Origin of the sequence: Pedobacter gandavensis (genome assembly GCF_032677645.1) — a bacterium.
Classification (GTDB): domain Bacteria; phylum Bacteroidota; class Bacteroidia; order Sphingobacteriales; family Sphingobacteriaceae; genus Pedobacter; species Pedobacter gandavensis_A.
The window spans coordinates 766,870-779,223 of the sequence record NZ_JAVTSB010000001.1 but is presented as its reverse complement, the minus strand read 5'-3'; the positions used below and the strand labels follow the sequence as shown (position 1 = coordinate 779,223).

Genomic DNA, 12,354 nt, shown 5'->3' with positions numbered 1-12,354 from the left:
AATAAATCCCCCGAAATTAATGAATCTCGGGGGATATGAATATGCTTGTGGTTAAATTATTTTAATTCGCTGTCTTCAATTTGGTATAGAAGATATTAAGTTTCATTCGCTTTGTTCCGGCAGGCGCATCTTTTACCGGGCCATACAGGACAGAACGGTCAGCGGTGCTGGCGAAAGGAGAAACTGAAAATTCTGAAAACGCAGTTGGAGAGATGAAAGTACCGTAATCTTTGGTTTTTCCATCTAACAAGTCCTGAATATAGGCTGTGATGCTAAATACGTATCTTCTGTTTACAGAATCAAAGTATCCACCAAATTCTGCAGCAGTTGCAAGCGCTCTTGCATCGCCGTAATAAGCCGGACTAGAGCTCGTAGCTGGTGTAGAACGATCATTGTCGGGAACATTGGTTAATAAGCCAGCGGCACTAAGTCTCACTAATCTTAAGCGTTGTGCAGGTTTAAAATAAGCATCATCAGCCGGATCTACATCAATCACTAATTCTGCTTTGTTAACTGCTACTTTAGAACCAGCGGTTAAGGTTTTAAAAGCACTAAAATCAAAAGTGATTTTGTTTTTTAAACCCGTTAAGCCTTGTACATACGTTCTATCGTATTGCTTCGGAGATAGATCTGCCAGTTGTTCTTTAACCGTTGTTGTGCCTGTGTAATCATGTTTCACATAAGCAACTACAGGATTTCTAATATTATCAATCGGGAAAATTACAGAAACCGTATCCTGGGTGTTTTGTGCTAATCCGTCTTTTTTATAATAAATCTGAAGTTTAGCACCGTTATTCACGTCGGTTACTGGTGCAAGGTTGAAAAATGACATGGCACCCGGACCGCTTGCGCTGGTCACATTTACATACACGCCATTAAAGGTATTCACGAACAAATCGTTTCTCGAATACTTTAGTGTATCCATTTTGGCGATTCTGTTCTGAATTTTCAAAGGGTCCAGTTTTATTCTCAGCTGAGGGGCTACCAAAGCTGACGTATCAGGTTTTCCGGTAACGATATTGACTACTTTAAAGCTACTGTTTGGGTATTGTTTAATGTTTACACGTTGACCTAAATCACCATCAGTACCAGGAATCGTTTTATCTCCCCAGTTTGTAGAGCTTAAATATTCGGAGCGTAAGGCTAGATTTTCATTCAGTTGTCTTACGGTAAAAGTAAAATTCTGAGTAGAATCTCCGTAGAAGTTGCCTGCATAAGGAAGTACCAATACTGCAGAATCTACCTCGACATTTTTTCCAAAACGGTAATCGACTACGGTAGGCATATTGACTACCATTGCAGTACCGGCGGTGCTTTCACCGAAGATCGGATCATGCATAATCCCAATCGGGTATCTGATGAGTCCGGCAGCTCCAATAGGCTCCTCCGTCATCGTGCGGGAAGTCAGGGTTGTATTATCGTATAAGTCGCCGGTAATGGTTGAGCCATCTGGTGGTAAACCGATTGTGTTGTTATCTTTACACGAAGAAAAAAGAAAAAGACCTATCAACATGGTTAATAAGTCTTGTTTTGTAAATTTCATATTTAAATTAATAATACCTGAGTTTATGCTATAGAAACCAATTCTTCATCCGAAATCTCTTCATATAATGAATAGAAGTTTTCGAAATCCTCGGTTAAATTAAAGGCTAAAGTTGGTTTATTAGAATCTTTAACAAATTTTAACACATTTGCATCAATATTATCATGCGCTAATACTACTGCGTCTGAGTAAGTAATGGCACCAATATGAAGGGTGTTACAATCGGCATTTTCGAACATTTTAGTGTCCTCAAGCGTCATGGCATTCATTACCGCTTTCTTATGAAGATCTACGTGCAGCTTTTCAGTAAAGCAGTTCTCATAGATAGAATAAACTACTTTCGCATTTTTGAAGGTAGGGTCATTCTTATAAGAAGTTTTGATGTAAGCAGGAACTAAAGAAGTCATCCAGCCATGGCAATGAACAATGTCCGGAGCCCAGCCTAGTTTCTTAACAGTTTCCAATGCGCCTTTACAAAAGAAGATTGTTCTTTCATCATTGTCCGCATAGAATTTTTCTTCTTTGTCTCTGAAAACGTATTTGCGTTGAAAATAATCTTCGTTATCCAGGAAATACACCTGCATACGTGCAGCTGGAATTGAGGCAACTTTAATAATTAACGGGTTGTCATTATCATCGATGATAATGTTCATTCCTGAAAGACGTATCACTTCGTGCAATCTATTCCTTCTTTCATTAATGTTCCCGAATCTAGGCATCAGAATACGGATTTCAAATCCTTTATCCTGCATCGCCTGTGGTAGTTGACGGGTTATTTCTGAAATTTTAGTGAGTTCAAGGAAAGGCGACATCTCGTGTGTAACAATCAGTAGCTTCGTTTTGGCCATCTCCATATTCTGTAAATAAATAATTATGTTAAAGAAAAGATTATCAAGGGGCAAAGATAAGCAAAATAATAACATTTATCAATTATATAGGCGAGATGTTTTGTTTGGAATGGATTATTAACCAACTTTGCCCCTTGAAATTTTATAGGCTAGTTTGAAAGTTATAAACACCATCGCAGCGTTAAAGTCGTTGCTTGAACCAATAAAATTGGGTCAACAGAAAATTGCTTTAGTGCCTACTATGGGTGCATTGCACAAAGGACATGTATCCCTGATTAAGATTGCACAGCAACATGCTGATGTAGTGGTTTGCAGCATCTTTGTAAACCCGACACAGTTTACAGATCCCAAAGATCTGGAGAAATATCCCCGTCCTTTAGAACACGATATGCAAATGCTTTTAGCAGCAGGATGCGATGTGGTATTTATGCCTTCGGTGAAGGAAATGTACCCTGAACAAGAAGAATGGCACATTGATCTGGGCCCGGCAGAGTTCTTACTCGAAGGGGAATTCAGAAGAGGACACTACCAGGGTGTCACTCAAATTGTACATAAACTGTTCAGTGCGGTAAACCCTGACATCGCTTTCTTCGGACAAAAAGATTTCCAGCAGGTGCTGATGATTGAAAATATGGTGGCTTATTTTAAGCTTCCGGTTCAGATCGTTTCCTGCCCGATTATCAGAGAAGAAGACGGCCTGGCGATGAGCTCCAGAAACATACATTTATCTGCGGAAGACCGTAAAAATGCATTGGTTTTGAGTGAAGCGCTGGATTATGTAAAATCTAATTTTAAAAACCTTGCGATTCCGGAATTGCTGGAAAACGCGAAAAATATGATTACCGGCATTCCAGGTGTGGAGCTTGATTATTTTACCATTGCAAACGGTAAAACCCTGCTTCCGGAAACCGATAAAAATCAAGCGGATTTAGTGGCATTAGTGGCCGCAAAGGTCGGTCAGACGCGTCTGATCGATAATATGCTGCTGAATTGACAATCCATTAAACACCCTAACCACAATTTTTTGTAAATTTGAATTATGATTATCGAGATATTAAAATCGAAAATACACCGTGTTAAAGTAACCCAGGCAGAATTGAACTATGTAGGTAGTATTACTATCGATCAGGATCTGATGGATGCTGCGCAGATCATTGCCAATGAAAAGGTGCAGATTGTAAACAATAACAACGGTGAGCGTTTTGAAACTTATGTAATTAAGGGCGAACGTGGGACAGGTATTGTCTGCCTAAATGGAGCAGTAGCCAGAAAAGTACAGGTTGGTGATATTCTGATCATCATGTCTTTTGGTTCTTTACCAATTGAAGAAGCGAAAAAATACCACCCTGTTTTAGTGTTCCCTGATGATAACAATCGCCTTTTAAAATAGCAGGAATGTATATCGCATAAAATAATACTATGCAGCCATAGTAATCTGACCTGGAAATACTAAATTTGGCGGTACGTATATTTTTATCTATATAATTATGCTATTTCAATTAAGTGAAGAACAATTGATGATTCAACAGGCCGCAAGGGATTTCGCACAGACTGAACTTAAGCCCGGGGTTATCGAAAGAGATGAGCACCAGAAATTCCCTGCAGAGCAAGTAAAAAAGCTGGGCGAACTTGGATTTCTGGGGATGATGGTTTCAGAGAAATATAATGGCAGCGGGCTAGACGCGCTATCTTATGTCCTGGTGATGGAAGAGTTGTCGAAAGTTGATGCTTCTGCCTCCGTGGTCGTTTCCGTAAATAATTCTTTGGTTTGTTATGGACTGGAATCTTATGGTTCTGACTTTCAAAAAGAGAAATACCTGAAGCCACTGGCTTCCGGCGAAAAAATCGGTGCTTTCTGTTTATCAGAGCCTGAGGCCGGATCAGATGCAACTTCCCAGCAAACCACTGCTGTGGATATGGGCGATTATTACCTGCTAAACGGTACTAAAAACTGGATTACCAACGGAAATACCGCTTCCACCTATCTGGTGATTGCGCAAACCGACCGCGCTTTAAAGCATAAAGGAATCAATGCCTTTATCGTAGAAAAAGGGATGGAAGGCTTTACCGTGGGTCCTAAAGAAAATAAAATGGGAATTCGTGGTTCTGATACCCATTCACTCATGTTTAATGATGTTAAAGTTCCTAAAGAAAACAGGATTGGCGATGATGGATTTGGTTTTACCTTCGCGATGAAAACCCTGGAAGGCGGACGGATAGGTATCGCTGCACAAGCCTTAGGGATTGCCGCAGGTGCTTACGAACTGGCTTTAGCCTATTCCAAAGAACGTAAATCTTTTGGTAAGCCGATTGCAGATCATCAGGCGATTGCCTTTAAACTGGCAGATATGGCTACCAGTATTGAAGCAGCGAGAATGTTGGTGTATAAAGCGGCATGGTTGAAAGATCAGGGCCAGTCTTATACCCTGGCGGGTTCTATGGCTAAACTATATGCCTCTAAAGTAGCAATGGATGTAACGGTTGAGGCGGTTCAGATTCATGGCGGTTATGGTTTTGTAAAAGAATACCATGTAGAGCGTATGATGCGCGATGCCAAAATCACCCAGATTTATGAAGGAACTTCGGAAATTCAAAAAATGGTGATTTCCAGAGAAATATTAAGATAACTTAGTCTATCATTAGAAAAAGGGCAGTCGATTGACTGCCCTTTTTCATTAAAAGCGCTTTTTTACTGCCCTCAGCGTGGTTCCGGATTGTTGCCTGGTTACAGCAGGGGAAGTAGTCGGGTTGTGGTCGGGAAGAGTGGCATCTTCAGATAGGGTTGCGAAAGGGTTGCGAAAGAGTTTTCGCAGCCTTGCTTAGGGCTTTTGGTATGGCAACCCTATCGCAACCCTTTCCAGAGCCCCTGAAGGCTGGACACTCTTCCCGCACACAACCGGAGCGCTATAATTAGTCTCTATCTGTGCCAAGTACCGAACCCAGTATACTTTTGATGACGGCTACCACGATGGCTAATAAGGTGGCTGCCCAGAAGCCACTGGTATTAAAGGTGGTCATCAGATTATCAACCAGTAAAATCATAAGGACGGTGATGATGAAAGATACGAGTCCGAGGGTTAAAATATTAATCGGTAGCGTGAAGATCCTCAGTATGGTTCCAATGGTGGCATTGGCCAGAGAAATCAGCACTGCGGCAAGCACGGCAGTCCAGAAACTGTCTACGTGTACACCGGGAATAACTTTTGCGCCTAAAAATACGGCGAGACCCAGGATTAAAATTTCCAGAATAACCTTCATAATGTTTAATTTAGTGAGATGTTTAAAAATATTGTCAGGCTGGTCATGTTGGCAGTTGTGCCCTTTTTCCTTGCCGGCTGTTCCGATACAAATAATAAGCCACTTTCTATAGAATTCTCTGCAGACAGTTCTTCGATTGTGTTTAGGGAGGTTGATCCGAGGGGATTGGTGGCTTTAAAATCGATGGAAAACAGGGATTCTGTGTTACAGGATTTGGTTTCGGTGTTACAAACGCCATCGGAAAAAGATTCGCTGATCAGGGAGGAAGCGTTGGCGGGTTCGATTGAACTGGGCGACAGCAGCCTTGTGTTCAGTCCGATACAACCTTTTGTAAAGGGCCGGGCCTATTTGGTGATGACGCATTTGAATGTTCATTTTGCAAAGCCGGAAGAAATTATCAAAGGAAAATTAAGCTATACCATTAAGCCGCAACAAAAGGTGTTGTACAGGTAACAGAGCGGTTTGTGGGGCATGCTTTCCGTTCCGTATCTCGCTGAAAAAGTTGCACATACCGTACATATATCGTCATTTCCATTTTTATAATGTAAAAATATTTCATACCTTTGCCGTGTAATATAGGGCAAGAGGGGACAGGCGTCCCCTCTTTTCTTTTATTAGCAAATTGGTTATGCAAGCAGAAAAAAGAGTAACAGAGTTAGTTGAAGAGAAGATTTCGGATAGACCGGAGTTGTTTTTGGTAGAGGTAAGAATGCTTCCAAACAATAAGCTTATTATTCATGTTGACGGCGATGAAGGGATTAGTATCCAGGATTGTGCAGCGATCAGCAGACATGTAGGTTTTCATTTGGAAGAAGAAAATACCATCGATAAAGCTTATAATTTAGAGGTGTCCTCACCGGGTGTTGGTGAACCATTGAGACTTAAAAGACAATATGTGAAAAATATTGGCAGAGAGTTGAGTGTGAAACTAAGCGGTGGCGAGATTAAAGAAGGCAAGTTGCTTTCTGTTGAAGATAACGGCATAACCATTGAGGCGAAGGTTAAAGAAAAAGGTAAAAAAGCGACGCTGGAAACAACCAGTATCGACTTTAGTAGTATAACAGAAACAAAGGTTTTAATTTCATTTAAATAAAAATGAGCAATATTAATTTAATCGATTCATTTCAGGAATTCAAAGAGTTCAAGAACATCGACCGTCCTACAGTGATTAGTGTGCTGGAAGAGGTATTTCGCAGTATGTTGCGTAAAAAATACGGTACAGATGAGAATTGTGACGTCATCGTTAACCCGGACAACGGGGATTTGGAAATCTGGCGTACTAGAAAGGTGATGGAGGATGGTTTTTCTGAAGATGATGACCTGGAGATCGAACTGTCTGAAGTAAAGCGCTTAGATCCTGAGATGGAAGTTGGCGACGATTACATTGAGCAGATCACTTTAGAGAGCTTCGGACGTAGAGCAATTTTAGCTGCACGCCAGACGCTGGTATCTAAAGTATTAGAACTGGAGAAAGACGAGATCTTCAAAAAATATAAAGATAGAGTTGGTGAGATTGTAACCGGAGAAGTTTATCAGGTTTGGAAGAAAGAAACATTGGTGCTGGATGATGAAGGCAACGAGTTGATGATGCCAAAAACGGAACAAATCCCGGCTGATTATTTCAAAAAAGGTGATACTGTTCGCGCGGTAATCCTTAAAGTGGATATGATCAATGCAACTCCAAAAATTATCATCTCAAGGATTGCCCCTGAATTCTTACAACGTTTGTTTGAAATCGAGGTTCCTGAGATTTTCGACGGATTAATCACGATTAAGAAAATCGTGCGTGAACCAGGAGAAAGAGCTAAAGTTGCGGTGGAGTCATATGATGACAGAATTGATCCGGTTGGTGCTTGTGTGGGTATGAAAGGTTCCAGGATACATGGTATCGTTAGAGAACTTAAAAATGAGAACATTGATGTGATTAACTTCACGAACAATGTATCCTTATATATTACCAGAGCATTAAGCCCGGCAAAAATCACTTCTATTAAATTAGATGATGAAACTAAACACGCTTCGGTATATTTGAAACCGGATCAGGTTTCATTGGCTATCGGTAGAGGTGGACATAACATTAAATTAGCTGGTAAATTAACCGGTTATGAGATCGATGTTTATCGTGAAGCAGGTGAAGAAGATGAGGATGTGGATATTGAAGAATTCTCAGACGAAATCGACAGCTGGATCATTGATGAATTAAAATCAATCGGTTGTGATACCGCAAAAAGTGTACTTTCACTTTCAATTGACGAGTTGGTAAAACGTACCGACCTTGAAGAAGAAACCGTCAAAGAAGTGATGAGTATATTAAAATCAGAGTTTGAATAAAACGTTAACTTGAACAGTCAAAATTATGTGGCCATTAAAAACAAATCACATACCCATGAAATAAACAAGAATAAACGTTACTTTTGTATAAGAATTAAAAGAAAAATAGGATATCAATGTCAGACGACAAACCAATAATTTTATTTAAAGCAGTTAAGGAACTTAACGTAGGCATAGCTACGGCCGTTGAGTTTTTAGAAAAGAAAGGCTTTTCTGTTGAGAATAAACCCACTACTAAGCTCTCCCGCGACATGTATAATGCGCTGTTGAAAGAGTTTCAGGGCGATAAGATCGTAAAAGAAGAAGCCAATCAGATTGTTATTGGTAAAATTCGTCGTGATGAGCCGGAAGCAACTGAAAAAGTTGCGGAAGCACCTAAAAAGAATGTAGAATTCGAAAATGAAGGCATCTTAATCAAGAACCTTCATTCGTATACTCCTCCTGTAGAGAAAGCTAAAGAAGAAACTCCGGCAACACCGGTGGCTCCGATAGTGGAAAAAACAGAAGAGAAACCTGAAGAGGGAGCATTGCCGGGTGTGAAAATAGTAGGGAAAATCAATTTAGACGATTTAAACACTAAAACCCGTCCGGTAAAGAAAGACGAAGCACCTGAAGTGCCTCAGCCAGTGGCTGAAGTACCTAAAGTTGCGGAACCAGCACCAGCACCTGCTCCAGCGGAGAAAGCACTTGTAGAAGAGAAAGCAGTTGAGAAACCAGTAGAAGCTCCAAAAGCGGAAGTGGTTAAACCTGTGGAACAACCTAAGGTGGAAGAGACTCCAAAGCCTGTTGAGCAACCTGTTGCTAAAATAGAGCCAGAAGTAAAAGAAACTCCAAAACCAGTGGAAGCACCAAAAATAAGTGAAACGCCTAAAGTAGCAGAAGCCCCAAAAGTTGAAAAAACTGATGGCGTTGAAGTAATCAAGGCACGTTCTGTAAAACTATCAGGACCAAACATCATCGGTAAAATTGTATTACCGGTAACACCTGATCGTAAATCATCACCTGTAGCCTCATCGGCCGACAGCAATGATGCAAAGAGAAAGCGTAAGCGTAAAAAGACTCCAGGCCATCCTGGCCAGGGAGGTCATACTTCCGGTGGAAATCAGACAACGGCAGCTGGAGCTGCAGGAACAGGCACAACAGCGCCAAAACCTGCACCGACATTTACCAACAGACCTGATTTCAGGAACAATACGAATAACACTGCCAACAGGCCAAACTTCAGGAACAACAAACCGGGATCTCCTGGTAACGGTCCTAAAGAAGAACCTACGGAAAAAGAAATCCAGGATCAGATTAAAGCAACACTTGCACGTTTAAGTGGAGCAGGTAAATCTGGTAAGTTCGCACAACGTGCAAAATTACGTCGTCAAAAACGTGATGATGTTGCACTTTCTGCAGACGAAGCAGCAATGGAATTAGAGTCTCAATCCAAAGTATTAAGGGTGACGGAATTTGTTACGGCAAATGAGTTGGCTACGATGATGGATGAACCGGTAACAAAAATTATCGGTACTTGTATGAGTCTTGGTATGTTCGTATCCATCAACCAACGTTTGGATGCGGAAACCTTAACAATTGTTGCGGATGAGTTTGGTTACGAAATTCAATTCGTGAAACCAGATGACGAAAGTGATATTCTGATCGAAGAAGAAGATAGCGAAGAAGATTTAGTACCAAGAGCACCGGTTGTGACTATTATGGGTCACGTCGATCACGGTAAGACTTCCTTACTAGATTATATTCGTAAAGCAAACGTAGTGGCTGGTGAAGCCGGTGGTATTACACAGCACATTGGTGCTTATATGGTAACCACACCTACAGGTAAACAAGTAACTTTCTTAGATACTCCAGGTCACGAAGCCTTTACAGCGATGCGTGCACGTGGTGCGAAAGTTGCAGATATTGCCATCATTGTGGTTGCAGCGGATGATGCAGTAATGCCTCAGACTAAAGAAGCAATCCAACATGCTCAGGCAGCAGGCGTACCATTGGTATTCGCCTTTACCAAAATTGACAAACCGGGTGCAAACTCAGAAAAAATACGCGAGCAATTATCAACAATGAATATCCTTGTAGAGGATTGGGGAGGTACTTTCCAGTCTCAGGAGATTTCAGGTAAGAGCGGACTAAACGTAGACTTGTTATTAGAGAAAGTATTATTAGAAGCAGAAATGCTTGATCTTAAAGCTAACCCTAACAAACGTGCTACAGGTAGTGTAATTGAAGCAACATTAGATAAAGGTCGTGGTATCGTTACTACGGTTCTTGTTCAGGCAGGTACTTTAAAAATCGGTGATCCGATCTTAGCGGGTAGTTATAGCGGACGTGTTAAAGCGTTGTTTAACGAACGTGGTCAGAAAGTTGATAAAGCAGGCCCATCAGTACCGGTACAGGTATTGGGTATGCAGGGTGCACCTACTGCAGGTGATAAATTCAATGCATTAGAAAGTGAAGTTGAGGCCAGAGAAATCGCCAACAAACGTCTGCAGTTAATGCGTGAGCAGGGTCTTCGTACTCAGAAACACATTACTTTAGATGAGATCGGTCGTCGTTTGGCTATCGGTAACTTTAAAGAACTGAACCTGATTGTTAAAGGTGATGTGGATGGTTCAATCGAGGCATTATCTGACTCATTATTGAAACTGTCTACGGAAGAGATTCAAATCAATATCATTAGTAAAGCGGTAGGTCAGATCTCTGAATCTGATGTATTGTTAGCTTCTGCTTCTGATGCGATCATCATCGGTTTCCAGGTTCGTCCTTCGCCAGGTGCGCGTAAGCTTGCTGAAGCGGAACAAATTGACATCAGACTTTACTCGATCATCTACGATGCAATCAATGAGATTAAAGCCGCGATGGAAGGTATGTTGGCTCCGGAATTTGAAGAGAAAATCACCGCTAACGTGGAGATCAGAGATACCTTCAAAATCACTAAAGTGGGTACAATTGCAGGATGTATGGTATTGGATGGTACGATCACTCGTAACAGTAAGATCCGTATCGTTAGAGATGGTGTAGTAGTTTACACAGGTGAGCTGGCTTCGTTGAAACGTTATAAAGATGACGTGAAAGAAGTATCAAGAGGCTACGAGTGTGGATTGAACATCCAGAACTTTAACAACATCGAAGTAGGCGACATCGTTGAAGCTTACGAACAAGTTGAAGTAAAAAGGAAACTCTAAGTAAAAAATAATTTAAACTAAAAGGGTTGCGATTTAAATTAATCGCAGCCCTTTTTCATTTTAGGCCATAACCGGGGTCGTTTTTTTTTCGGTCCTTCGGTTCAGTTTATGTAGAAAGGATAGGGAAATCCTGAGTTTCGTTGATGATTTTGTATCTTTGGCTGATCTTTTTTATCAAGCTCGTTCGAATTTTTAAAATTACCAACCCCTCTATATGGCCTTAGCTCCAATTGTAGTGTTTTGTTATAATCGTGTTGCCCACCTGGAAAAGGTTATAGAATCTTTATTAGCCAATGAGGAAGCTGCGAATAGTAATTTAATTATTTACAGTGATGGGCCTAAACAGGAAGCGGACAAAATTGCAGTAGCTAAAATTAGAGCTTACCTTCCACATATCAGGGGTTTTGCGAGTCTGAAAATCATTGAACAACCTGTTAATATGGGCCTTGCTGCTAATATTGTGATGGGGGTCACAGCTGTTGTGAACCAATATGGTAAAATTATTGTAGTGGAAGACGACGTTATTCTGTCGCCGTATTTTCTTTCTTTCATGAATGATGGCTTAAGCCGTTATGAAAATAATAAAGAGGTGGCCTGTATCTGTGGGTATTTATATCCGGTTAAAAAACCAGTTCCTGCAGCCTTTTTTATTTATGGTGCTGATTGCTGTGTATGGGCAACATGGAAAGATCAATGGGAAATATATGAGCCTGATGGGTTAAAACTCTGGAATAAGCTTCAGGAAAAAGGAGCGAATTGGAGGTTTGATTTTGAAGGATCTTATCCTTATACCAAAATGTTAGCGGACCAGATTAAAGGACGGAATAACTCCTGGGCTGTCCGTTGGTATGCCTCTGCATTTGTACTGGATAGATTGACACTCTATCCTGGCAAATCCCTTGTAGAAGACAAAGGCTGGGATGATACAGGCGTTCATTGTGAGGCTACAGATGCTTTTGATGTTGAACTGCATAACGAGCCAATTTCACTGGATGGAATTGTTGTGGAACATAATCAACAGGCTTATCAGGCTTTCAAAGATTTCTTTTTTACTTTACATAACTGGTCCCGTTTTAAGCGCTTTAGAAAGTTATTTAAGCTGCGACTAAAGTATTTTTTACGACTAAATAAAGTTCCTTCTTAAGTATGTTGAATTTTTGTACCCTATTTAACTCGGTTTACCTAACCC

11 protein-coding genes are annotated in these 12,354 nt (G+C 40.8%); 8 read left to right on the top strand and 3 right to left on the bottom strand.

Translation table 11 applies throughout. From position 1 onward, the window contains the following. Positions 1-61 precede the first annotated feature (61 nt). Positions 62-1,543: a DUF4270 domain-containing protein gene (locus R2Q66_RS03385; protein WP_316746588.1), complete on the bottom strand. Its 1,482-nt coding sequence runs from the start codon at positions 1,541-1,543 to the stop codon at positions 62-64. Between the two features lie 23 nt (positions 1,544-1,566). After that, on the bottom strand, positions 1,567-2,397 hold the full coding sequence (locus tag R2Q66_RS03380) for a glycogen/starch synthase (protein ID WP_316746587.1): 831 nt from the start codon (positions 2,395-2,397) through the stop codon (positions 1,567-1,569). A gap of 148 nt (positions 2,398-2,545) precedes the next feature. Here R2Q66_RS03380 and panC point away from each other — a divergent pair, with 148 nt between their 5' ends. The 3 genes from panC (at position 2,546) to R2Q66_RS03365 (ending at position 5,018) form a co-directional block, all read left to right on the top strand. After that, the gene (gene panC, locus R2Q66_RS03375; RefSeq protein WP_316746586.1) at positions 2,546-3,385 is read left to right on the top strand and encodes a pantoate--beta-alanine ligase; all 840 of its coding nucleotides are present in this window, start codon (positions 2,546-2,548) and stop codon (positions 3,383-3,385) included. Between the two features lie 45 nt (positions 3,386-3,430). Next, entirely contained in the window at positions 3,431-3,781 is a 351-nt protein-coding gene (gene panD / locus R2Q66_RS03370; RefSeq protein WP_062550751.1) for an aspartate 1-decarboxylase, read from the top strand. Between the two features lie 97 nt (positions 3,782-3,878). After that, positions 3,879-5,018 (top strand): acyl-CoA dehydrogenase, encoded by a 1,140-nt coding sequence (locus R2Q66_RS03365; RefSeq protein WP_316746585.1) that lies wholly within the window; start codon positions 3,879-3,881, stop codon positions 5,016-5,018. Between the two features lie 283 nt (positions 5,019-5,301). Here the strand turns inward: R2Q66_RS03365 and R2Q66_RS03360 are convergent, their stop codons facing one another. Next, positions 5,302-5,649, bottom strand: a complete 348-nt coding sequence (locus R2Q66_RS03360) for a phage holin family protein (protein WP_316746584.1) — start codon at positions 5,647-5,649, stop codon at positions 5,302-5,304. An 18-nt stretch (positions 5,650-5,667) separates the two neighbouring features. On the opposite strand from R2Q66_RS03360, the gene R2Q66_RS03355 reads away from it, so the two are divergent. The 5 genes from R2Q66_RS03355 to R2Q66_RS03335 all read left to right on the top strand — a co-directional run bounded on the left by R2Q66_RS03355 (position 5,668) and on the right by R2Q66_RS03335 (position 12,309). After that, complete coding sequence (locus tag R2Q66_RS03355) at positions 5,668-6,102, top strand: hypothetical protein (protein ID WP_316746583.1); 435 nt, start codon at positions 5,668-5,670, stop codon at positions 6,100-6,102. Between the two features lie 175 nt (positions 6,103-6,277). Next, positions 6,278-6,742 carry a ribosome assembly cofactor RimP gene (rimP, locus tag R2Q66_RS03350; RefSeq protein WP_316746582.1) on the top strand — a complete coding sequence of 155 codons (465 nt, stop codon included), beginning with the start codon at positions 6,278-6,280 and terminating at the stop codon, positions 6,740-6,742. 2 nt (positions 6,743-6,744) lie between these two features. Then, positions 6,745-7,980 carry a transcription termination factor NusA gene (gene nusA, locus R2Q66_RS03345; protein ID WP_316746581.1) on the top strand — a complete coding sequence of 412 codons (1,236 nt, stop codon included), beginning with the start codon at positions 6,745-6,747 and terminating at the stop codon, positions 7,978-7,980. Between the two features lie 116 nt (positions 7,981-8,096). Then, the gene (gene infB, locus R2Q66_RS03340; RefSeq protein ID WP_316746580.1) at positions 8,097-11,165 is read left to right on the top strand and encodes a translation initiation factor IF-2; all 3,069 of its coding nucleotides are present in this window, start codon (positions 8,097-8,099) and stop codon (positions 11,163-11,165) included. A gap of 214 nt (positions 11,166-11,379) precedes the next feature. Next, entirely contained in the window at positions 11,380-12,309 is a 930-nt protein-coding gene (locus tag R2Q66_RS03335) for a glycosyltransferase (RefSeq protein WP_316746579.1), read from the top strand. Positions 12,310-12,354 lie beyond the last annotated feature (45 nt).

What these genes read in the sequence shown, in the direction of transcription:
- R2Q66_RS03335 (WP_316746579.1), top strand. Translation starts at nt 11,380, where the DNA reads ATGGCCTTAGCTCCAATTGTAGTGTTTTGTTATAATCGTGTTGCCCAC.
- nusA (WP_316746581.1), top strand. Translation starts at nt 6,745, where the DNA reads ATGAGCAATATTAATTTAATCGATTCATTTCAGGAATTCAAAGAGTTC.
- panD (WP_062550751.1), top strand. Translation starts at nt 3,431, where the DNA reads ATGATTATCGAGATATTAAAATCGAAAATACACCGTGTTAAAGTAACC.
- infB (WP_316746580.1), top strand. Translation starts at nt 8,097, where the DNA reads ATGTCAGACGACAAACCAATAATTTTATTTAAAGCAGTTAAGGAACTT.
- rimP (WP_316746582.1), top strand. Translation starts at nt 6,278, where the DNA reads ATGCAAGCAGAAAAAAGAGTAACAGAGTTAGTTGAAGAGAAGATTTCG.
- R2Q66_RS03380 (WP_316746587.1), bottom strand. Translation starts at nt 2,397, where the DNA reads ATGGAGATGGCCAAAACGAAGCTACTGATTGTTACACACGAGATGTCG.
- R2Q66_RS03360 (WP_316746584.1), bottom strand. Translation starts at nt 5,649, where the DNA reads ATGAAGGTTATTCTGGAAATTTTAATCCTGGGTCTCGCCGTATTTTTA.
- R2Q66_RS03355 (WP_316746583.1), top strand. Translation starts at nt 5,668, where the DNA reads ATGTTTAAAAATATTGTCAGGCTGGTCATGTTGGCAGTTGTGCCCTTT.
- R2Q66_RS03385 (WP_316746588.1), bottom strand. Translation starts at nt 1,543, where the DNA reads ATGAAATTTACAAAACAAGACTTATTAACCATGTTGATAGGTCTTTTT.
- R2Q66_RS03365 (WP_316746585.1), top strand. Translation starts at nt 3,879, where the DNA reads ATGCTATTTCAATTAAGTGAAGAACAATTGATGATTCAACAGGCCGCA.